20 protein-coding genes are annotated in these 22,089 nt (G+C 40.1%); 1 reads left to right on the forward strand and 19 read right to left on the reverse strand.

Annotation, left to right across the window (positions count from 1 at the left end; all coding sequences use genetic code 11):
- Positions 1–9 precede the first annotated feature (9 nt).
- Together AC4G3N_RS08050 and AC4G3N_RS08055 are read right to left on the reverse strand one after the other, a co-directional pair.
- Positions 10–885, reverse strand: a complete 876-nt coding sequence (locus AC4G3N_RS08050; RefSeq protein WP_066100608.1) for a YicC/YloC family endoribonuclease — start codon at positions 883–885, stop codon at positions 10–12.
- Positions 886–979: 94 nt separating this feature from the next.
- Positions 980–3,649 (reverse strand): calcium-translocating P-type ATPase, SERCA-type, encoded by a 2,670-nt coding sequence (locus tag AC4G3N_RS08055; protein WP_066100611.1) that lies wholly within the window; start codon positions 3,647–3,649, stop codon positions 980–982.
- A gap of 136 nt (positions 3,650–3,785) precedes the next feature.
- Here AC4G3N_RS08055 and AC4G3N_RS08060 point away from each other — a divergent pair, with 136 nt between their 5' ends.
- A complete protein-coding gene (locus tag AC4G3N_RS08060; protein ID WP_491090000.1) occupies positions 3,786–5,489 on the forward strand; it encodes an Rqc2 family fibronectin-binding protein in 1,704 nt (567 codons plus the stop codon).
- Positions 5,490–5,532: 43 nt separating this feature from the next.
- Here the strand turns inward: AC4G3N_RS08060 and AC4G3N_RS08065 are convergent, their stop codons facing one another.
- The 17 genes from AC4G3N_RS08065 to lspA form a co-directional block, all read right to left on the reverse strand.
- The gene (locus AC4G3N_RS08065; protein ID WP_491090089.1) at positions 5,533–6,156 is read right to left on the reverse strand and encodes an SdpI family protein; all 624 of its coding nucleotides are present in this window, start codon (positions 6,154–6,156) and stop codon (positions 5,533–5,535) included.
- 39 nt (positions 6,157–6,195) lie between these two features.
- Positions 6,196–6,462 (reverse strand): autorepressor SdpR family transcription factor, encoded by a 267-nt coding sequence (locus AC4G3N_RS08070; protein ID WP_066100620.1) that lies wholly within the window; start codon positions 6,460–6,462, stop codon positions 6,196–6,198.
- 313 nt (positions 6,463–6,775) lie between these two features.
- Positions 6,776–7,522 carry an SDR family NAD(P)-dependent oxidoreductase gene (locus AC4G3N_RS08075; protein WP_140461250.1) on the reverse strand — a complete coding sequence of 249 codons (747 nt, stop codon included), beginning with the start codon at positions 7,520–7,522 and terminating at the stop codon, positions 6,776–6,778.
- Positions 7,523–7,660: 138 nt separating this feature from the next.
- The gene (locus AC4G3N_RS08080) at positions 7,661–8,149 is read right to left on the reverse strand and encodes a YfgJ family double zinc ribbon protein (RefSeq protein WP_491090001.1); all 489 of its coding nucleotides are present in this window, start codon (positions 8,147–8,149) and stop codon (positions 7,661–7,663) included.
- Between the two features lie 87 nt (positions 8,150–8,236).
- Positions 8,237–8,497 (reverse strand): DNA-formamidopyrimidine glycosylase family protein, encoded by a 261-nt coding sequence (locus AC4G3N_RS08085; RefSeq protein ID WP_491090002.1) that lies wholly within the window; start codon positions 8,495–8,497, stop codon positions 8,237–8,239.
- A gap of 257 nt (positions 8,498–8,754) precedes the next feature.
- Positions 8,755–9,384, reverse strand: a complete 630-nt coding sequence (gene pyrE, locus AC4G3N_RS08090; protein WP_066100627.1) for an orotate phosphoribosyltransferase — start codon at positions 9,382–9,384, stop codon at positions 8,755–8,757.
- Positions 9,381–10,094 (reverse strand): orotidine-5'-phosphate decarboxylase, encoded by a 714-nt coding sequence (gene pyrF / locus AC4G3N_RS08095; RefSeq protein ID WP_491090003.1) that lies wholly within the window; start codon positions 10,092–10,094, stop codon positions 9,381–9,383. Before pyrF ends, pyrE begins: the two co-directional genes overlap by 4 nt.
- Positions 10,066–11,010, reverse strand: coding sequence for a dihydroorotate dehydrogenase (locus tag AC4G3N_RS08100; protein ID WP_491090004.1), 945 nt, complete (start codon positions 11,008–11,010; stop codon positions 10,066–10,068). The genes pyrF and AC4G3N_RS08100 overlap by 29 nt, the downstream gene beginning before the upstream one ends.
- Positions 11,007–11,768, reverse strand: a complete 762-nt coding sequence (locus AC4G3N_RS08105) for a dihydroorotate dehydrogenase electron transfer subunit (RefSeq protein ID WP_148629550.1) — start codon at positions 11,766–11,768, stop codon at positions 11,007–11,009. Before AC4G3N_RS08105 ends, AC4G3N_RS08100 begins: the two co-directional genes overlap by 4 nt.
- Positions 11,765–14,977: a carbamoyl-phosphate synthase large subunit gene (gene carB / locus AC4G3N_RS08110; protein ID WP_491090005.1), complete on the reverse strand. Its 3,213-nt coding sequence runs from the start codon at positions 14,975–14,977 to the stop codon at positions 11,765–11,767. Before carB ends, AC4G3N_RS08105 begins: the two co-directional genes overlap by 4 nt.
- Positions 14,974–16,062 (reverse strand): carbamoyl phosphate synthase small subunit, encoded by a 1,089-nt coding sequence (locus AC4G3N_RS08115; RefSeq protein ID WP_140461243.1) that lies wholly within the window; start codon positions 16,060–16,062, stop codon positions 14,974–14,976. The genes carB and AC4G3N_RS08115 overlap by 4 nt, the downstream gene beginning before the upstream one ends.
- The gene (pyrC, locus tag AC4G3N_RS08120) at positions 16,059–17,345 is read right to left on the reverse strand and encodes a dihydroorotase (RefSeq protein WP_140461242.1); all 1,287 of its coding nucleotides are present in this window, start codon (positions 17,343–17,345) and stop codon (positions 16,059–16,061) included. The genes AC4G3N_RS08115 and pyrC overlap by 4 nt, the downstream gene beginning before the upstream one ends.
- Positions 17,308–18,246 (reverse strand): aspartate carbamoyltransferase catalytic subunit, encoded by a 939-nt coding sequence (locus AC4G3N_RS08125; RefSeq protein ID WP_066100647.1) that lies wholly within the window; start codon positions 18,244–18,246, stop codon positions 17,308–17,310. The genes pyrC and AC4G3N_RS08125 overlap by 38 nt, the downstream gene beginning before the upstream one ends.
- Positions 18,247–18,395: 149 nt before the next feature.
- Positions 18,396–19,700 (reverse strand): uracil permease, encoded by a 1,305-nt coding sequence (uraA, locus tag AC4G3N_RS08130; RefSeq protein WP_491090006.1) that lies wholly within the window; start codon positions 19,698–19,700, stop codon positions 18,396–18,398.
- Positions 19,701–19,814: 114 nt separating this feature from the next.
- Positions 19,815–20,354 (reverse strand): bifunctional pyr operon transcriptional regulator/uracil phosphoribosyltransferase PyrR, encoded by a 540-nt coding sequence (gene pyrR, locus AC4G3N_RS08135; protein ID WP_066100653.1) that lies wholly within the window; start codon positions 20,352–20,354, stop codon positions 19,815–19,817.
- A gap of 183 nt (positions 20,355–20,537) precedes the next feature.
- The gene (locus AC4G3N_RS08140) at positions 20,538–21,452 is read right to left on the reverse strand and encodes an RluA family pseudouridine synthase (protein WP_066100655.1); all 915 of its coding nucleotides are present in this window, start codon (positions 21,450–21,452) and stop codon (positions 20,538–20,540) included.
- Positions 21,445–21,918, reverse strand: a complete 474-nt coding sequence (gene lspA / locus AC4G3N_RS08145) for a signal peptidase II (protein ID WP_066100658.1) — start codon at positions 21,916–21,918, stop codon at positions 21,445–21,447. Before lspA ends, AC4G3N_RS08140 begins: the two co-directional genes overlap by 8 nt.
- Between the last annotated feature and the right edge of the window lie 171 nt (positions 21,919–22,089).

Consider the following 22,089-nt stretch of genomic DNA (forward strand, 5'->3'; position numbering starts at 1 on the left):
TAAACTGTATTATTCTACATTTTGAACCTGTTCCTTCATTTTCTCAAGAATTGTTTTCATCTCGACAACTTTTCTTGCAATTATTGCATCGTTTGCTTTAGAGCCGATTGTATTTGTTTCCCGATTCATCTCCTGGATGAGAAAATCAAGCTTTCTTCCAATCGGACCGCTTGCCTCCAATGATTCTAGAAATTGTGCAATATGGCTTTTCAACCTTGAAACTTCTTCATGTATGTCTGCTTTATCTGTAAATAAAGCTACTTCTGTTAACAGCCTGTTTGGATCAAAGATATCTCCAACTGCTTCTTCAAGCTTTTGTTTGAGACGGCTGCTATATTGCTTAACAACTTCCGGTGCACGCTCCCTGACATCCTCAACCTCTGCATCAAATTTTTTAATATGCTCAGTTAAATCGCTCTTTAGGAACTCACCTTCTGTTTCCCGCATATTTGACAAGCGAGAAGCAGCTTTTTCTACCGTACCAAGCAGCATTTTCTCAAGATCGGCATTAACTTCTTCCTTCTCATCAATAGAGATAATATGTTCGAGATGAAGCAAATCAGTCATCTCCGGTTCTGCAAACGCACTGTACTTATTATTGAATTCAGTAGATATATTCATGAATTGGTCAATTAAATCCCAATTAGGTGTCATCGTTCTTTTAACGGTTCCTTCACCCTGAAGGCTGATAAATACTTCTATTCTACCTCTATGCAGCTTTTGCTGAATAATCTTTTTAATCCTGTCTTCATACATGAGCAGTTGACGAGGTGATCGGATACTGCATTCAAAAAAACGATGATTCACACTTTTCATCTCAATGGTTATGGATAAAGAATCGTTTTCTGTCTTCGCTCTTCCATACCCTGTCATGCTTAAAATCATCCGGCCCCAGCTCCAATCAGTAACATTATACACGCTAATATAAAATAAAAAGGTAATAGAGCTCACTCTACTACCTTAAAAATTATATCACAATTTATTTAGATTTACTTACATAAAATGTACCCGCCAATAAAAAAGTTGGAATAGACGCCATTCCGACAATTAATAGCCAATCACGAGGGGCAATCGGCACCGTATGGAAAACGGTTTGTAAAGGTGGATAGTACAAGGCAATCAGCATAAGAATTAAAGAAGAAACGACTGCCCATACAAGATACATATTGCCAAATGGGTTTCTTGAAAAGATTGATTTTTCACTTCTGCAGTCAAATACATGGATTAATTGTGCAAGAACCAAAGTTACAAAGGCTACGGTCTGAGCATATTGTAAATTATCAGGGTTTGATTTATATACAGTTATAAACGCGAGCAATGTGGCGATACCAATCAAGAATCCTCTTGATATGATTTTCCACCCCAATCCCCTAGCGAATACGCCTTCTTTTGGATGACGCGGACCCCGCTTCATCACATTTTCTTCAGGTTGATCGAGTCCCAGTGCCATAGCCGGCAATCCATCGGTAACCAGGTTTACCCATAAAATCTGGATTGGCAATAAAGGCAAGGGCAATCCTATGACCATCGCAAATAGCATAACTAAAATCTCTCCTACATTTGATGCTAATAAATAGCGTACGAATTTACGAATATTTTCGTAAATATTTCTGCCTTCTCTTATGGCCGATTTTATGGTTGCAAAATTATCGTCCAATAAAATTAAAGAAGATGTTTCTTTGGCCACATCTGTACCGGATATACCCATCGCTATTCCAATATCTGCAGCCTTTATAGCAGGTGCATCATTCACTCCGTCTCCTGTCATAGCCACTATATGTCCTACTCGTTGAAAGGCACTGACTATTTTTAATTTATGCTCTGGTGAAACACGGGCAAAAACAGTCGTCTCATCAACGATATTTTCCAAATCATCCACAGACATCGCATCTAAATCTTTACCGGTCAGCACACGGTCTCCTTCGCGGAATATCTCCAATTGTTTACCGATAGCCTTTGCTGTTATTAAGTGATCGCCGGTTATCATCACCGTTTTAATACCGGCATCGCGACATTCCAGCACCGCTTTCCTTACTTCTGGACGCGGTGGATCCATCATTCCTTCAAGGCCAAGGAATATCAATTCATTTTCAGCATCCGTTTGGTCAAGAATTGCTTGATTGGCTGGTACACTTTTGTAGGCAACCGCAATTGTCCTTAATGCTTGTTCAGCCATATGTTCAGTTGTATTCCCTATGGACTCACGAAGTTGCTCGTCCATATGCTGCACTCTTCCATTGGACATAACCGTTGTACATTTCCCAAGTAAAACATCAGGTGCCCCTTTAGTAATGACAAATTGCCTTCCGTTATGATCCTTTACCAATACACTCATTAATTTACGTTCTGATTCAAAAGGAAACTCCTTTAAAATCTTATACTTTTCGAATAAAAGCTGGCGGTCAATTCCCTTCTTCATAGCGGCAACAAGCATAGCTCCTTCAGTCGGATCCCCATCTATATAATACTTTTTCTTTTTAAGCTTAAGCTCAGAGTTGTTACAGAGGATACCATAGGTTAGCAATTGCTTCAGCTCTGTATCATCCTGATGACCGCTCACACATTCAAACTTACCGGTTGGATCAAACCCCTTCCCAGACACTGACCACTGCTGCCCTGAAACCCAAACCTTAGTCACCATCATCTTATTCTCAGTCATCGTCCCTGTTTTATCAGAACAAATGACTGATGCACAGCCCAATGTTTCTACAGCAGGCAGTTTCCTTACGATTGCTTTCTGTCGAATCATTCGCTGGACTCCCAGGGATAAGGCTACCGTAACAATAGCCGGTAAACCTTCCGGAATAGCAGCTACGGCTAAAGATACTCCCGCAAGAACCATGGTGTATAAGTTATTTCCTTGTAAAACACCAATTCCTACAACCAATAAAGTCAGCAGTAATGCAACAACAATGAGTATCTTTCCCAGTTGTTCCAGGCGAAGCTGCAAAGGTGTCTGTTGCGTATTGGCATTTTGCAGCAGATCTGCGATTTGGCCCATTGCCGTTTTCATTCCTGTCGCAACAACTATACCCTCACCTGACCCACGTGTTACCATCGTTCCCATAAATGCCATATTAACCTGATCGCCGATTCCGTCTTGCCCATCTCTTTTTGGTTCTTCCGTTTTAGCAACAGGGAGCGATTCACCTGTCAATGCAGATTCTTCTATTTCAAGATTATACTGCTGGAAAATCCTCATATCTGCACCAATACGGTCGCCACTTGAAAACTTTACTATATCTCCCGGAACACATTCTTTAGCCGGAATTTTCGACCATAACCCATCACGTAATACAATCATTTGAGGTGCAGCCATTTCCTTTAAAGCCGACAGCGATTTTTCTGCTTTCCTTTCCTGAAAGAACCCTAATAAACCATTAATCAATACGATCATGATAATGGCAATTGCATCAATATACTCTCCCAGCAAACCTGAAACGAGAGTAGCCGCAAGCAGGATAAGGACCATAAAATCTTTAAACTGCTGAAAAAACAGAATTAAAGCAGATTGCTTTTCTCCTTCTGCTAATTCATTTTCTCCGTATTGGTTTAACCTTTTTTTTGCTTCCTGATGACTTAACCCTTTTTTTGTATGTACTCCAAAAGCGGATTGTAGCTTTTCTTTGTCCATTTCTGCAAGTTTCATGTGACGGATACAACCTCCTTAACAATCCGAATAACTTTCTTTGGTACATGTTTATTCAGAGTTGTCCTAAAAAATGCTATACTTGTTTGAATGGAGATTTATAATTCGAATACTTACTAAAGAAGGTGTCACATATATGTCCTTTGACGGTTTTTTTACAAGAGCAATGACCGAAGAATTATCAGAGACGTTAACTGGTGGACGAATAACAAAAATTCATCAGCCCTATAAAAATGAATTACTGCTAGTCATTCGCGCAGGCAGAACCAATCATAAGCTTCTGTTGTCTGCACATCCCAGCTATGCTCGTGTACAACTAACAGAAGAAAACACGGATAACCCTTCAGAAGCACCCATGTTTTGCATGCTGCTTCGTAAACATTTGGAAGGCTATTTTATAGAGAAAATCGAACAGCCTGAATTGGAAAGAATCATTAAATTTGAGATTAGAGGGCGCAATGAAATCGGCGACATAACTCAAAAATTATTAATCATAGAGATAATGGGCAAACACAGCAATATTATTCTTGTTGATAAAGAAAGAAATATGATCATAGACTGTATCAAGCATGTACCGCCTGCTTTAAACAGCTACAGGACATTATTGCCAGGTCATTCCTACGTTTTGCCGCCAGCTCAGAATAAAATCAATCCGCTATCAGATATAGATAAAGGCTTGACACATATTGATTATTTTGCTGGCAAAATTGATAAACAATTGGTCACACAGTTTGCTGGTATCTCTCCTCTTCTTGCGAAAGAAATAACATACAGGGCTGGACTCGTAAACAGGGAGACCGTTCCAGAGAGCTTCAATATAATAATGGAGCAATTAAAATCACATAATTATCAGCCAACATTGGTTACAGGTGATAAGGAAGCTTTTTACCTCATCCCCCTTCAGCATTTGAAAGGTGATAAGAAGGAATTCCCTTCGCTAAGCTTATTGTTAGATCGCTTTTATTATCAAAAAGCGGATCGGGATCGCGTCAAGCAGCAAGCGCATGACCTGGAAAGAATTCTCTCAAATGAAAAAGAAAAAAATGAAAAGAAACTTATAAAATTAGAAGAGACTCTGCAGGATTCAGAAAAGGCAGATATATTCAAGAAATACGGGGAACTGATAACCGGTCATATTTATGCTTTAAACAAAGGAATGAAGAGTGCTGAAGTAATTGATTATTTTGATGAAAATCAACCTACTCTTTTGATTGAGCTCGATGTCCGAAAAACCCCTTCTGAAAATGCTCAATGGTATTTTTCTAAATACCAAAAGGCAAAGAACGCCAAATCCTTTGTAATCGATCAAATCGAAAAAACAAATGAGGAAATTCAATATCTCGATAATTTAATCCATCAAATGAACACCGCCTCACCAAGAGATTTGCAGGAAATCCGCGAAGAGCTTGAAGAAGGTGGATATGTAAAAAAAAGATATACCAAAAAGCAAGGGAAGAAAAAAGATCTGAAGCCTGTCCTTGATTCCTATTTGTCCAGTGATGGCATTGAAATTTTGGTAGGTAAAAATAATAAGCAGAATGAATATTTAACCAATCGCTTAGCGGCTAAAAATCAGCTTTGGTTCCATACAAAGGATATTCCGGGATCCCATGTTGTCATCCGCGATACAAATCCTACCGAACAAACGATAAAAGAAGCCGCCATTCTGGCTGCCTATTTCAGTAAGGCAAGGCAATCAAGCCAAGTCCCGGTAGACTCCACTCTAATCAGACATGTAAAAAAACCAGCCGGCTCAAAACCAGGCTTTGTAACCTATGATAATCAAACAACCTACTATGTTACACCGGATGAAGAATTGGTTTTATCCTTAAAAGCATAGAAAAAACGCAGCGGACTAAATCTTCCGCTGCGTTTTCATTATATCATTCTTTTGTTATTGCTCTAAATAGAAAATATGAATAGCCTGTTGGCACAATCACTATAATGGCAGTTACACCTATGATCATATAATACTCCCAATCTGCAGGCATGAAAATCGTAAGGAAAATGAGTAGGCCCCCACCCATAAATAACTTGCCGCCTAAACGATGCGTCTTTCTCCAAACTTCATCATTGCTGAGTGTCCAGGGCGTTCGTATACCAACAAAAAAATTAGTTCTTGCTTGCTGAATATAATTTCCAAGAATCATAAATAGCAGACCTACAATAGGCCCAGCCAAACGTTCCATTGGGATATCAATTCCCAGACATATGAGTAATGTAATCATATTGATAACAAAAAACAATGTAATAAGTGCATAATTAATGATCAGATAACCTTTTGAAAAATAATTAAAATTTTTCTTTTTCGGATCAATTTTAGGAATTACCATCATGAGAACATAAGTAAAAATCATAATGGAATGCAAGGTAAAAAAAGCAGCTCCCTTCGATTGAAATCCATCTGCTCCATCTTTACCCCAATGAATCGGCACCTCTGCAGGTAAGGATGGGAAAAAGGCCAGCCAGCTAATGATTGATATGGCAATTAAAGTAATTGGAAAAATATTCCTTTTTCATAATTTTCCCCTCTTTCTTTATCTGTTTTAATCTTTTTGGGGCTGAGTAATCCCATATGCCCAACTGATCAGATCCTGCAGAACAGTTGTATTTAAAGAATAATACACATATTGCCCCTTTTTGATATGATGGACTAAGCCTGCGCTTTTCAAGATTTTTAAATGCTGAGATATGCTTGGCTTGGACATATCAAAATGTTCATGTATCTCCCCGGCTGTTAAATCACCATCTTTTAATAAATCAAGAATTTTTCTGCGTGTGGGGTCCGATAAAGCTTTAAAAGTCTCATTCATTTTCAATAACCCCCATAAATATTTGATGATGTATAAGTAATTAAGTAATTACTTAAATAATAAACGGTAAAGATAGCCTTGTAAATAGGTAGCAACCTAAGAATTAAAAAATTTAATTATGAACAGGATCAAAGTGTATCCACAGTTATATTAATCTGTTTTTGTTTTCTTCTTGAAATTTCCCTCTTATACACAACTCGCTAAAGTATGGAAGCAAAAAAAGACTGCAATAAAATATATCAGGGATCATCCCTGATATTTTTTAGCCTCCGTGATGGCCAGTCAGTTGATTTTCACCTATCGCCCGATTGAGCTATCTAGCTAATAGTCCCCCATCCACGACATACTCCGCTCCCGTTATATAGGAGGCGTCGTCCGAGGCTAAAAACAAGACTGGTTTAGAGATTTCTTGTGGGTCTGATAATCGTCCTATCGGAGCTGTAGCATACATATCCAGTTGTTCTTGTGTATAGGTTTCTTTTAGCAGCGGGGTTAATACACCTCCTGGACATATCACATTGATTCGAATATTCTTGTCGGCGTATTCTACGGCTGCTGCTTTCGTCAACCCGTTCACTGCATGTTTGGCTGCCGTATACGCCACATTGGGGGTTCCATTGACATGTCTTAATCCTGCGGTAGATGATATATTCACAATGGAGCCTCCACCCGCCTCGATCATATGCGGAATTAACGCTTTCATCCCATAGAAGGTTCCATGTTGGTCTATACTTATGATTTTGAGGTAGTCTTCATCTGCCAAATCGGTCAGCGAAGACACAGGACCAGCATATCCAGCATTATTCACCAAAACCGTCACAGGTCCAAAGGCTTCAACCGCTTGGTTTATGACATGTTTCCAATCGTCTGGATTGGTTACATCGTGTTTCACAAATAGTGTGTTCTCCCCGAGCTCTTTCGATAACGTCCTTCCCTCCGCTTCGAGTACATCCGTAATCACCACTTTAGCTCCTTCTTTGACAAACTCTCTAACGTGTTCAGAACCCATTCCTCGTGATGCACCCGTGATAATTGCCACTTTTCCATCCAGTCTCCCCATGCTCTTTTCCTCCTTTTTATTCACATTCACACTCATATTTTTACCCAATTTTTGGTATTTGCAAGCGTCTTTTAGTGGGATTGTCTAACTAAAACTGATGTTTCCTGGATGAACAAAATCAAAAAAAGACAGAATATTTCATTCCGCCTTTGACAACCTCTGACACGCAGGACAAAAGTACGAGGTGGTGCTTCCTGTTTTGATCGATTGAATGGTCTCCCCGCATCTAGGGCAAGGTTCCCCTTTTTTATACGCTATCTGAAAATCACTCGTCGAGTACCCACCGTTGTGTCCATAAAAATCCTTTTCAAGAGAAAAACTCCCCTTGGATAAAGAATGGTGCAATTGTTCCTGCATGCTGTCATAGAGGTTTTTGACCTCTTCTTCCGATAGGTCGGATACTTTCTTCTGAGGATGAATTCCGCTTTCAAACAAGATATCGTGAATATACATATTGCCGATTCCGCCAACGTTTTTTTGATTCAACAAGAAGGATTTAATTCCCGCTTTTTTCCCGTTAACCAACTGTCTGAAATAGTCATAGGTAAATTCCTTATCGAATGGGGTGAAAGCAATAGCTTTGATTATTTTTTCTTCTTTGATTTCTTGATCATTGGCGATATACACTTTTCCAAACCACCAAAATCGGATGGAAAACCCTGTCCCATCTTGAAATTGGATGAGGAATTGATATTTTTCCTGAACGGGATTGGATTAAATAGGTTCAAAATAAAGCAAATCCCCTCCCATCCCGAGCGAAATTAACATGTTTTCTCCATTCGATAGGGAAACGATGATCCCTTTCCCTTTATTTTGAACCGCTTTAACCGTTGATCCTATTACTCGTGATGAAAATACCAACCCCGAAACATTGCAGCACTTTTCCTGCTTTATTTCCACCCGTTCGATTTGTTTGCCCGAGAGAGAGTCATTCATCTGGGTACTTAATTGATAGATTTCGGGTAACTCTGCCATTCTCCATTCCCCCTTTTATGCAAATTTACCTCATCGGAGACTATTCGAAGAACCGAACGAACAAAAAGGCTGAATATAACCACTCAGTCTTTTTCATTATGATATTTTTTGTTGGCAGCTTGCTGCATACTCTTCCTCTAATTCTAGCAATCGGTCAATCAGATTATATATTTATCAACATCTAAGTTTAACAGACACAAATAAAAAGAGATAAAATCCAACTATTTCAGATTTTATCCCACTGATTCTTTATGTTTTTAGTTAACCCAGCTCTCATCATAAGGGTTTTGCTTCCATTTGCGGAGCTTATTCAGCTCCTCCTTTGTCACGTACTGATGTTCTTCCGCAACTTCGATAAGAGTTGAATAATCGCTTAAGGGGTAATATGGAACCTCGCTATCAGCAAATGCAATTCTTGCTTTATCCATTTCATATGTAAAGATCGATACAACCCCTAGTACATCACAACCGGCTTCACGTAATGCCTTGGCACATGTGATCGAACTTCCTCCTGTTGAAATCAAATCCTCCACGATGACTACTTTATCATTCTTTTCCGCTTTCCCTTCAATTTGATTTCCTTTTCCATGCCCTTTTGCACTGGAACGAACATAAATCATCGGCAAATCTAGCTGTTCACTTACCCAGGCAGCATGCGGAATGCCTGCTGTAGCTGTTCCTGCAATAATCTCAGCTTCAGGAAATTTTTCTTTTATTAATTGAGCTAGGCCTCTCGCTACATCCCTCCGTACTTCCGGGTAAGACATCGTTAATCGATTATCACAATAAATCGGGGATTTGATACCTGATGACCAAGTAAATGGATTGCTTGGCTGTAAGGCTACAGCTTGAATAGATAATAAATGCTCTGCTATTTTTCTTTTCATATCGGTCTCTCCCATTCTTCAACTATCTTATAATAGGCCTCTATTGGATTCTCTGCCGTTGTAATACTTCTTCCCACAACGATAAAATCACTGCCCTGCCTACTAGCCATAAACGGTGTAGCCACTCTTTGTTGGTCTTCTGCTGTATCACTAGCCAGACGAATTCCAGGAGTAACGGTTATAAAATTTCGGCCAACCTGATTTTTAATTTGCTGGACTTCATGTACGGAACAAACCACTCCATCAAGGTCTGATTCTTTTGCTAATTGACTATAATGAATGACACTTTCAGCCAGGGTTGACTGAATGAATTGCTCTCTTTGCATCTGCTCTTCACTTGTACTCGTCAATTGAGTAACTGCTATACATAGCGGTCTTTTTTCTCCAGGAGGAGTACCCTTTTCAAGACCTTCAAGTGCATATTCCATCATCTTTCTTCCGCCTGCTGCATGAACATTAACCATATCGACTCCCAGTCTTGCCACTGTTTCCATTGCTTTCCCAACCGTATTGGGAATATCGTGCAATTTTAAGTCCAGAAAAATGTCATGTCCCAATTCTTTAATTGCCGTAATGATAGAAGGACCTTCCCCGTAATAAAGCTCCATACCTACTTTAACAGCCAGTTTTTCCTCATTAAATTTATGTAAAAAACGCAAGGTAAGCTCTCTATTAGGAAAATCAAGCGCGATAACCGGTGTACTGCGCATTCTTATTCCAACTCCTTCCTATACATTCAGATATACGATCAAACCCGAGTGATAAAATAAGATCTGGCAGAGCGTCAATAATCTCTGGCATTACAAACGGATTAATGAAGTTTGCTGTTCCAACCGCAACCGCACTCGCACCTGCATAAAGGAATTCAATAACATCCTCTGCTGTTTCAATGCCGCCCATGCCAATGATAGGAATCGAAACCTGCGAGCTAACATCATGAATCATTCGAATCGCAACCGGTTTAATGGCTGGCCCTGATAAACCGCCTGTCCGATTAGCCAAAATCGGCTGGGATGTTTTGAGATCAATACGCATTCCTATTAGTGTATTAATCATCGTCAGTCCATCAGCACCACCATCTTCAACTGCCTTCGCAATGGATACTATATCGCTGACATTCGGAGACAATTTAACATAGACTGGCACTGAAGATACTTCTTTTACCGCTTTAGTTAATTCTTTAGCCACAGACGGATCGGTACCAAATTGAATACCTCCGCATTTTACATTCGGACAGGAAATATTCAGTTCAAGAGCATGCACATTTGGAGCTGTACTGATCCGTTTCGCCGTCTCCACGTAATCCTCCATCATGGTTCCTGCCACATTAGCAATAATCGGTACATCGTACGTATCAAGCCATGGAAGCTCCTCATTCATCACATGCTCCAAGCCAGGGTTTTGAAGTCCAATGGCATTTAGCATCCCTGCATTTGTTTCCGCAACCCTTGGAGTCGGATTTCCAATACGCGGTTCAAGTGTCGTTGATTTAATGATGACGGCACCCAGCTTATCGAGATCATAGAACTGGCTGTATTCCCTCCCAAAGCCGAAACAACCAGATGCCGGCATAATCGGATTTTTTAAGGCTAATCCAGGCAGATTGATGCTTAATGGATTATTCATATGACGACCTCCTCTGAACGAAATACCGGGCCATCGATACATATCTTCCGGTATCCATTTCCCGGGGTACGGCACACACAGGCAAAGCAGGCACCTATTCCGCAGCCCATTCTCTCTTCAAGCGAAATAAACACCTTTTTCCCTTTATATTTATCCTTAACGGCCTTTAGCATTGGTGTTGGCCCACATGTATAGACCACATCAATGTCCATTGGAACTGAAGCATTTGTTACATAGCCTTTTATTCCGTAAGTCCCGTCTTCAGTTGTGATAATGGTCTCCCCAAGCTCAGCAAATTCGTTTTCATAAAAAATATCTACTGCGGTACGGAGGCCCAAAATATGAATCACAGATACACCTTTAGCCGTTAAATCTCTTGATAGCTGCAATAAAGGTGGTATTCCAATTCCTCCGCCTATCAAAAGCGCTTTTCCTCCCGGGTTCACATCCTCAACCGTAAACCCGTTGCCAAGCGGCCCAAGCACATCGACTTTTTCCCCTGTTTTTTTTTCAGAAAGAATCCTGGTTCCTTTCCCTTCCGCTCTGTAAACGATTGTAAAACGAGATTGCTCAGGGTCAATTTTACATATACTGATTGGCCTGCGCAGCAAAGGATCTATTCCGTTCGATACTTTGATATGTACAAATTGCCCAGGCATTGCCATGGAGGAGACAAGTGTCCCCTCCATAGTCATTTCAAATATATTCGGCGCTATCATTCGATGGCTGACGACTGTCATCATCTCTTTTTGAATCATAAGCTGATTGCCTCCTTGGCTGTTTGCATATGGTTCATTTTAGTTGTCGAAAACGTTAGCGATTCCAGTACTGTTAAAATGGCATTGGCCGTATCCAAGGAAGTCATGCAAGGAATCCCATTTTCAACCGACTCACGACGAATTCTAAAGCCATCACGTTCAGGCTGTTTTCCCTTGGTTAACGTATTAATAACCAGCTGTGCTTTGCCATTATGAATCATATCCAATAAGTTCGGCTCTTCACTGCCAATTTTTCCAACAATTCGACATGGAATATTCGCTTGATCTAACGCTTGAGCCGTTCCCTCTGTAGCAATGATTTGATAGCCGATTTCATTGAAACGTTCCGCAAGTAAAACGGCCTCTTCTTTGTCTTTATCCGCAACAGTCAAGAGGACAGTTCCATATTGCTTAATTTGAATTCCTGAAGCAATCAACCCTTTATACAAAGCCTTTTGCAATGTATCGTCTTTTCCCAGTACTTCACCCGTTGACTTCATTTCTGGTCCGAGCGTAATTTCAACCTGGCGAAGCTTTGCAAATGAAAATACTGGTACTTTTACGAACACACCCGCCTTTTCAGGGACAAGGCCATTTTCAAGACCATAATCCTTAAGCTTTTGTCCCAAAATGACCTTAGTGGCCAAATTCGCCATTGGAACATTAGTGATTTTGCTTAAGAACGGTACCGTCCTGCTTGAACGGGGATTAACTTCAATTACAAACACTTCATTATTAGAGACTACATATTGGATATTAAACAGACCAATTATATTCAAACCCTTTGCTAGTTTAATCGTATAATCTATTATTTTTTCTTTCGTATTTTCTGACAGATTCTGTGGAGGGTAGACTGCTATAGAATCACCAGAATGGACTCCAGCACGTTCAATATGCTCCATGATACCCGGAATAACAACTGTTTCACCATCAGAAATTGCATCTACTTCAATTTCTTTCCCTGTTAAATAACGATCGATTAATACAGGATGCTTCGGATTTATCTTCACGGCATTTTTCATATAATGAAGCAAATCCTCCTGATCATCCACGATCTCCATTGCCCTTCCACCAAGAACATAGGACGGTCTTACCAAAATAGGGTATCCAATCTCATCAGCCACTTCGACTGCTTCCTCCACTGACAAGGCTGTTTTCCCTTTAGGCTGCGGGATATTCAGTTCTGTTAAGGCTTGCTCAAACATATCGCGATTTTCAGATCGATCCACATCCTCTAAAGACGTACCCAGTATCTTAACTCCTCTTTCTACAAGGGCTGAGGCAAGATTAATGGCTGTCTGACCGCCAAATTGTACAATAACCCCTTCTGGTTTTTCTAAATCAATGACATTCATCACATCTTCAATCGTTAAGGGCTCAAAATATAGTTTGTCTGAAATGCTAAAATCTGTTGAGACCGTTTCCGGATTGCTGTTTATAATAATCGCTTCATAGCCGGCTTCTTTAATCGCCCAGACAGAATGAACAGTTGCGTAATCAAACTCAACTCCCTGCCCGATTCGAATGGGTCCGGAACCAAGTACAACGACACTCCTCTTTGGCGTTACGATTGATTCATTCTCATCCTCATAAGTGGAGTAAAAATATGGTGTTTCAGATTCAAACTCCGCAGCACAGGTATCGACCATTTTAAATACCGGTTTGATTTGATTGTCCATGCGCCACTGATACACTTCCAATTCAGAGCTTTTCCAAAGCTTTGCTAAGATATAATCAGAGAAACCAAGTTTTTTGGCTATTAATGTATATCTCGGATGGAAGGGGGCTTCTAACAGTTTAGCTTCCATCTCAACAATCTTTGCAAATTTATGCAGAAAGAATAAATCAATCCGAGACCATTCATGGATTAACTGAATCGTTAATCCGCGCTTTAACCCTTCAGCAATATAAAATAGTCGTTCGTCTGTTGCTATTTTAATTTGTTTTTCTATCTCTTCATCTGTGATCATCTCAGCCTTAGGCAGTTCAAAGTGCAAGATTCCAACCTCTAGGGAGCGAATTGCTTTTAATAGAGATTCCTCGAACGTTCTGCCGATTGCCATAACCTCACCAGTTGCTTTCATTTGCGTTCCGAGGGTTCTGTTCCCTTCCTCAAATTTATCAAAAGGCCAGCGTGGTATTTTGGTTACGACATAATCAAGTGCCGGTTCAAAGCTCGCATAAGTTTTTCCGGTTACGGGATTGATCATCTCATCGAGTGTCAAACCAACTGCAATTTTAGCTGCAAGCTTTGCGATAGGATAACCGGTTGCTTTAGAAGCAAGGGCAGACGAACGGCTCACCCTTGGGTTAACCTCGATAATGTAGTAATTGAAGCTATCTGGATCAAGAGCAAGCTGAACATTGCAGCCTCCTTCTATTTTTAAAGAACGTATAATTTTCAACGACGCATTGCGCAATAATTGGTATTCCCGGTCACTCAATGTTTGGCTCGGTGCCACTACAATCGAATCTCCCGTATGTATTCCGACAGGATCGATATTTTCCATGTTACAAACTACGATTGCATTATCATTCGAATCTCTCATGACCTCATATTCAATTTCCTTGAACCCTGCAATGCTTTTTTCCAGCAAGCATTGGGTGACAGGACTGCTCTTGAGACCACCGGCTACAATCTCGCGTAATTCCTCTTCGTTTGAACAGATTCCGCCGCCTGTCCCTCCAAGTGTATAAGCCGGTCGTACAATTACAGGGTATCCTACAGTCTGAACAAAAGCCTCGGCTTCTTCCAGATTATGAATGATCGCACTGTCAGGAACCGGTTCACTCAATTCGTTCATTAAGCTTCGGAATAGATCACGGTCCTCAGCCTGCTCAATTGCCGATAGCTTTGTTCCCAGAATTTCAACACCGCATTCCTCGAGCACTCCAGATTTGGACAGTTCTACAGCCAGATTTAATCCAGTCTGCCCTCCAAGAGTCGGCAATAGAGCATCAGGGCGTTCTTTACGGATAATTTTACTGACAAACTCTAACGTTAATGGCTCAATATAAACCGCATCTGCAATTTCCGTGTCTGTCATAATTGTAGCCGGGTTGGAATTAACCAAGACAACACGATACCCTTCTTCTTTTAATGCCAGACAAGCTTGTGTACCCGCATAATCAAATTCTGCTGCCTGGCCGATTACAATCGGTCCGGATCCAATAACCAGGATGGATTTAATATCTGTACGTTTACTCATTTTACTGCCTCCTTCAGTTTGGATCTCTCAATCATGCTAATGAATTGATCAAATAAATAATTTGCGTCCTCCGGGCCAGGCGATGATTCCGGGTGATATTGGACGGTGAAAGCATCGTAGTATTTATGTCTTAATCCCTCAATCGTTCCGTCATTTAATGCAATATGCGTAACTTCCAAGTCTGTTTGTTCAATAGAGTCATATTTCACTGTGTATCCATGGTTTTGCGAGGTCAGTGCAATTTTGCCTGTTTTTAAATCTTTAACTGGGTGATTGGAACCGCGATGCCCAAATTTCATTTTTTCAGTTTCTGCATTACATGCTAGAGCAAACAACTGGTGCCCAAGACAAATGCCGAACATTGGCACTTTTCCGATAATTTTTCTTATCATTTCAATCGCTTCCGGTACATTTTCAGGGTCTCCCGGTCCATTTGTCAGCATGATACCATCTGGACGAAGTGTCATAATTTCTTCAAAGGTAGTATTATAAGGCACAACGATTACATCACAGCCTCGATTATTTAATTCTCTTAATATTCCATGCTTCATTCCGAAATCCACCACGACTACTCGATAACCGCGTCCTGGACTGGGAAACGCTTTTTTTGTAGATACCTTTTGAACCTGATTACGAGGCAGCACAGTTGCTTTCACTTGGTGGAGCATCGTTTCAGCATCTTTAGTTATTGAACAAATTACACCTTTTACTGTACCTCTTTCACGAATCATTCTTGTCAATTTCCGAGTATCAATCCCTGCAATGCCAGGAATATTCTTTATTTTCATGTATTCATCAAGAGAAAAATCACTTCTCCAATTCGAAGGAAAATCAGCCACTTCTTTTACAATTAGGCCACTGAGACTCGGAGCGATTGACTCAAAATCATCCCTATTGATTCCATAGTTGCCGATTAAAGGATAAGTCATCGTAATAATTTGACCACAATAAGAAGGGTCAGATAAAATCTCCTGATAACCGGTCATCCCCGTATTAAATACAACCTCACCAATTTTATCGCTTTCTCCTCCAAATGCTTCACCAATAAAAATTGTTCCATCTTCTAAAATTAATTGTCTCTTCATTCAGTTAGACTTCCTTTCTGCCAAACTACTTTACCTTCCACAATCGTCATAACCGGCCATCCTTGACAGCTCAGGCCAGCAAATGGTGTGTTTTTTCCTTTGGAAAGAAAGGTTTGAGGATTAATTACTTGCTCTTCTTCTAAATCAATCAGAACTAGATCCGCTTGTCTTCCTTTTTCTATTTTTCCGTAGTTAAGTTTAAATGCTTGAGCTGGTTTTATCGTCAAGAAATCAATTAATTGTTTCAGGGTCATCGCTCCCTTTTTCACCAAATATGTATACAACAGCGGAAAAGCTGTTTCTAATCCAACTATGCCAAACGGTGCAAGCCTGATATGTTGTGATTTTTCTTCTTCTGAATGGGGGGCATGATCCGTAGCGATAAAATCAATCGTCCCGTCTAACAGGCCTTCTAGCAATGCTTTTTTGTCATCCTCACCTCTTAAAGGCGGATTCATTTTAAAATTAGGATCCAGCTCCTTAATGTCCATTTCGGACAGTAACAAATGATGGGGGGTTACCTCTGCTGTTACATGTATGCCTGCTTTCTTGGCATCACGAACCGTTCTTACAGATTCCTTCGTGCTTATGTGGCAAACATGATAATGGCACCCTGTTGTCTCGGCCAGTAATACATCCCTGGCAATATGGACCGCTTCACATACTGAAGGGATGCCGGGTAATTCATGTTCTCTCGAATAGATTCCTTCATGTACACATCCACTTTGAATTAACGAATTATCCTCACAATGAGCGACAATGGTCATATCCAGTTTTGCAGCTTTTTTCATAGCTTCAAGCATCATACCAGCTGACTGGATGCCGACTCCGTCATCTGTAAAGGCAAATGCTCCGGATTTTTTCAGAGATTCAAAATCAGTTAATTCCTTTCCGAGCTCCCTGACTGTAATTGATGCATAGGGCAATACCCTTGTGCTCGCCGTTTCTCTTATTCTATTATTTAACGAACGTAAATGTTCGGCTGTATCCGGAACGGGTCGTGTATTCGGCATAGCAGCTACAGTGGTAAATCCGCCTTTTGCTGCAGCCTGTGTACCTGTTTCAATCGTTTCTTTATGTTCTCCTCCCGGCTCTCTTAGGTGAACATGCAAATCGATAAAACCAGGTGCCAATAAAAATCCTTTAGCATGAATGATGTTTGCCTGCTGATTTTGCAATTCATCCTGGATATCGGAAATCACTCCGTTTTGAATTAAAATATCCTTTGTGACCTGTGTTCCATCCTCAAGATAAAATTGCGCACTTTTTATAATTGTATTCATGATTTGCCGCTCCTCCCCTTTGCTCGATACTATTTTTTAAAGCAGCCATTCTCACATATACTCCATTGGTCATTTGTTTAAATATTCGCGAACGTGCGCATTCAACTAAAGAATCATCAATTTCCACACCTCTGTTCACTGGCGCGGGATGCATAATTATACAATTACTCCTCAGCCGTCTCTCCCTTTCAATCGTCAAGCCATATCTGTTCAAATATTCTATTTTGCTCATTGGCATTTCCACTGAATGACGTTCATGCTGGATCCGGAGCAACATAACTACATCTGCGTTTTCGATAGCGTCATCAATTGGTTCATAGGCCACATTACTTCCCGGAGGATTCGCCCAAGTTTGTGGGCCTGAGAAAACAACCTTTGCGCCTAATCGGGTCAGTGTTTCCGCATTTGATCGCGCTACGCGGCTATGCCTGATATCTCCTATGATTGCCACTTTTAAACCTCGAAACGTTTGAAATTCCTGTTTAATGGTCATCAAGTCCAATAAACATTGTGTAGGATGATGCCCGCATCCATCACCAGCATTCATTATGGATAAATATACACCACTTTGTATTAAATTTGCAAAAAAATTATCTTCTGAATGACGAATTACTACGGTTTCCACTCCAATTGCTTCTAAAGTCTTCACTGTATCGGATAGGCTTTCGCCTTTTAATACACTTGATGTTTGCACTTCAAAAGGGATTACATCCAGCCCAAGCTTCCGCTGTGCCATTTCAAAGCTGATTTTAGTACGCGTGCTCGCTTCAAAAAATAAATTTGCTACAAAGTGTCTTTTTGCTGGCATCCACGTTTCCCCATTAGCAAATGCCTCAGCATCTAAAAGCAAGCCTGTAATTTCCTCAATCGACAAATCTGTCATCGTAAGTAAATGTTTCACAATCAACCAGCCTCCCATATTCTAAAAAAAACCCTAATTCGTTTTTTACGAATCAGGGTTTTAGTTTATTTAGTCGATTCATCCCAATATCGCATACTGGAATTGTCGTACTTAACCTAATCCCTGTATTTTACTTGTTGGATCTACTATCAACCCTGACTTTCGCTGGTTTCCTTACCGGGAAGTACAAGATTTAAGATGACACCTACAATGGCGGCTAATGCCATTCCTGAAATGGAGGCATGATCGGTGATTTTGAGCATTGCACCACCTACACCAATGATTAAAATGACAGAGGATATGACTAAGTTTCTATTTTTAGATAAATCGATTTTGCTGTCGATCAACATCCGTAAACCACTTGATGCTATGATACCGAACAGAAGAATGGATACCCCACCCATCACAGCTGATGGAATGGATTGAATAAGGGCTGAAATTTTTCCAATAAATCCGAACAGGATTGCAAAGACTGCCGCTCCGCCTATAACATACACACTGAATACCCGTGTAAGAGCCATAACACCTATATTTTCTCCATAGGTTGTATTCGGAGGACCACCAAGACAAGAGGCAATCATAATGGATACTCCATCTCCTAACAATGAGCGATGCAATCCTGGTTTCTCAACAAAATTACGTCCTGCGATTTTACTAATAACCAATTGATCACCTATATGTTCTGATATAGGGACGATGGCAATCGGAATCATAACCAGAATAATCTCCCAGCTTAACGTTGGCGTATAATCAACAAATGGCATCGTGAAGTTTGGAAGCTGGAACCAGGCTGCTTCTTTTACCGGAGTGAAATCTACAATTCCAAAGAAGAGGGCTGTAATATAACCACCAATAATACCGATTAATACTGGAATCAGTGAAAAAAAGTTTTTTAAGACTACACTGCATATGATCGTGATGACAAGTGTAATTAAGGCAACCGTAATATGTTTTGTGCTGTAAACAAGCACTTCTGCATTCGGATTTTCATACATGGCCATATTGACTGCTGTTGAGGCAAGACCAAGACCAATTACCATAATGACAGGACCAACTACTACAGGCGGTAAAAAATTTAGGATTGTTTTAGTGCCTAGTTTTTTAACTAATAAAGCAACGAGTGCATAAACAAGTCCAATCAAAAAGCCGCCTACTAAAGCAGAACCAACACCGCTGCTTTCATTTAGTAAAGTAATCGGATAGATAAAGGCAAAGGATGAACCAAGATAAGCAGGTATTTGCCCTTTGGTGATCAGAATGTAAACCAGTGTACCTATACCGCTTGTCAATAGGGCAATTCCAGGATCCAGCCCTGTTAGAATCGGTACAAGAATGGTTGAACCAAACATCGCAAATAAATGCTGCAGGCTTAATATAAACCATTGCTTCGGAGTAGGTTTTTCATTGACATCGTACCTTATTTGAGGATTGTTTGCTATTTCTGTAGAAGTCATAATTATTGCCTCCCTGATGAAATTAATAGGTTTCGAAGGGAGATGATTATTTGCATAAGCAAATATCGCATGCTCCCCTTTTCAGCCTCACAGGACTGAATTAAAAAGGTTTTTTTATTCAAAAATGGAGACTTGTTCACCATCATCCATTTCTTTTAATTTGACGACAATCTTTTCATTTTTTGCAGTAGGTATATTCTTGCCTACATAATCAGCTCGGATTGGAAGCTCTCTGTGCCCTCTGTCGATCAGGACAGCTAATTGGATTTGAGCCGGTCTGCCAATATCTATAAGAGCATCAAGAGCTGCTCTCGCCGTTCTGCCAGTATATAAAACATCATCAACCAGAATGACTTTCTTATCTTTTAAGCTAAATGATACATCTGATCCATTTACCTGTGGATCCCCACTTTTTGTCTTTGTGCTTAAATCATCCCGGTACAAGGTAATATCCAGTTCACCAACAGGAATTTCCGCTCCTTCAATTTCGTGAATTCTTTCTCCCAGACGTTTAGCAAGAAAAATACCACGGGTACGAATACCGATCAACACACAATCACTCACACCCTTATTTTTCTCGATAATTTCATGAGAAATCCTTGTTAACGCTCTTGAGATTGCCTTTTCATCAAGCAAGATTGCTTTCTCTAACATATCATCGTCCCTTTCCTAAAAAACGTAAAAAATCCTTTTGCCGTGTAGGCAAAAGGATATAATAAACCATAGAAAAAGACATACATCTTCCATTAGTTTTCACGTACCTTTTCAGCCTCACGGGACTGTATTTAAAGGACCCTATTCAGTTGTATCTATATTACTTTAGGATTGTTATCCTTGTCAACAGTCAATTCTTAAAGTTTCCAAATAATCGACAAAATATGCTGGTAATGGAGCTTCAAATTCCAAATATTCCTCTGTTCTAGGATGGACAAATCCCAGAACTGCTGCATGTAAAGCCTGTCCATTTAAATCAGGAGTTTTTCTTGGTCCATACTTAGGGTCACCAGCAAGAGGATAACCAATATATTTCATATGGACACGAATTTGATGAGTGCGTCCTGTTTCAAGCTGACATTCAATAAAAGTAAAGTCTTTAAATCTTTCCAGTACATGAAAATGTGTAACTGCATGCCTAGAATTATCGTCTGTTACTGTCATGCTTTGACGATCTCGTTTATCACGGCCTATCGGCGCATCTACCGTTCCTGCATCATGTGGAATGATACCGTGGACAAGTGCCTTATACTTCCGGGTAACTGTTTTTTCAGTTAATTGCTTTACAAGTCTCTCATGCGCATAATCATTTTTAGCGACCATGAGCAATCCTGAAGTATCCTTATCGATACGATGGACGATACCTGGACGCATCACACCATTGATCCCTGATAAATCCTTGCAATGGTACATTAAAGCATTTACAAGTGTACCTGATCCATGTCCTGCTGCCGGATGTACAACCATGCCTTTTGGTTTATTGACAACAATGACATCCGCATCCTCATAATAAATATCAAGAGGAATGTTCTCAGCTACAACATCAAGTTCCTCTGGCTCTGATGGTGTGATTTCAATAGAGTCACCAGGCTGACATTTATAATTTGCCTTTATCTGTTTGTCATTCACCAGAATATTCCCTTCTTTTATCCACTGCTGGACTTGAGAACGTGACCATTCTTCATTTAAAACGGAAAGGACTTTATCAAGCCTTTCACCTTTTTGTTCTTCTGTTACTATCAGTCTTTGACTATCCATTCTTTAGCTCCTTAGCTCTTTTTTCCTCCATAAACATAGCAATAACCAATAATCCAACTCCTATACAAAGAGCAGAATCTGCCACATTAAAGACAGGAAAACTGTATGAGAATATATACGTATGCACAAAATCAACCACTTCATTGCGGAAAATCCGATCAATAAAATTACCAATCGCTCCCCCAAGAATAAGTCCAAGGGATATCCCCGTCAACTTATCGGTACTGAATTTTCTTATGTAAAAGACAATTCCAATAATAACCACGGTTGTTACGATGTAAAAAAACCACATTTGTCCCTGAAGAATTCCCCATGCCGCCCCTCGGTTTCTGTGCGAGGTGATGTATAGAAAGTTTTCAATGATTGGTATACTCTCCCCTAAGGTCATATACTTAACGACCAACCATTTTGTAAATTGGTCAATCATGATAATGAGCAACGCAATCAAATAATACATATATAACATAAGCTTGCCCCCTGCCTGCTTAAAATGTACACACTGCTTAACAAATTGTAGCATATCTATCTAACAAATGTTTTAGAACTTTAACAAAAATACAGGCCCTTTCGAATAAATGAAAGGGCCTATAGAAGGAATAGCATCCTAGTATTTTGGACAGGTTGGTCTATCACCTCT

This window comes from Bacillus sp. z50 (assembly GCF_058313585.1).

Coding starts and splice junctions, on each gene's coding strand:
- AC4G3N_RS08050 (WP_066100608.1), bottom strand. CDS start 885: ATGATTTTAAGCATGACAGGGTATGGAAGAGCGAAGACAGAAAACGAT.
- AC4G3N_RS08055 (WP_066100611.1), bottom strand. CDS start 3,649: ATGAAACTTGCAGAAATGGACAAAGAAAAGCTACAATCCGCTTTTGGA.
- AC4G3N_RS08060 (WP_491090000.1), top strand. CDS start 3,786: ATGTCCTTTGACGGTTTTTTTACAAGAGCAATGACCGAAGAATTATCA.
- AC4G3N_RS08070 (WP_066100620.1), bottom strand. CDS start 6,462: ATGAATGAGACTTTTAAAGCTTTATCGGACCCCACACGCAGAAAAATT.
- AC4G3N_RS08075 (WP_140461250.1), bottom strand. CDS start 7,522: ATGGGGAGACTGGATGGAAAAGTGGCAATTATCACGGGTGCATCACGA.
- AC4G3N_RS08085 (WP_491090002.1), bottom strand. CDS start 8,497: ATGGCAGAGTTACCCGAAATCTATCAATTAAGTACCCAGATGAATGAC.
- pyrE (WP_066100627.1), bottom strand. CDS start 9,384: ATGAAAAGAAAAATAGCAGAGCATTTATTATCTATTCAAGCTGTAGCC.
- pyrF (WP_491090003.1), bottom strand. CDS start 10,094: ATGCGCAGTACACCGGTTATCGCGCTTGATTTTCCTAATAGAGAGCTT.
- AC4G3N_RS08100 (WP_491090004.1), bottom strand. CDS start 11,010: ATGAATAATCCATTAAGCATCAATCTGCCTGGATTAGCCTTAAAAAAT.
- AC4G3N_RS08105 (WP_148629550.1), bottom strand. CDS start 11,768: ATGATTCAAAAAGAGATGATGACAGTCGTCAGCCATCGAATGATAGCG.
- carB (WP_491090005.1), bottom strand. CDS start 14,977: ATGAGTAAACGTACAGATATTAAATCCATCCTGGTTATTGGATCCGGA.
- AC4G3N_RS08115 (WP_140461243.1), bottom strand. CDS start 16,062: ATGAAGAGACAATTAATTTTAGAAGATGGAACAATTTTTATTGGTGAA.
- pyrC (WP_140461242.1), bottom strand. CDS start 17,345: ATGAATACAATTATAAAAAGTGCGCAATTTTATCTTGAGGATGGAACA.
- uraA (WP_491090006.1), bottom strand. CDS start 19,700: ATGACTTCTACAGAAATAGCAAACAATCCTCAAATAAGGTACGATGTC.
- pyrR (WP_066100653.1), bottom strand. CDS start 20,354: ATGTTAGAGAAAGCAATCTTGCTTGATGAAAAGGCAATCTCAAGAGCG.
- AC4G3N_RS08140 (WP_066100655.1), bottom strand. CDS start 21,452: ATGGATAGTCAAAGACTGATAGTAACAGAAGAACAAAAAGGTGAAAGG.
- lspA (WP_066100658.1), bottom strand. CDS start 21,918: ATGTTATATATGTATTATTTGATTGCGTTGCTCATTATCATGATTGAC.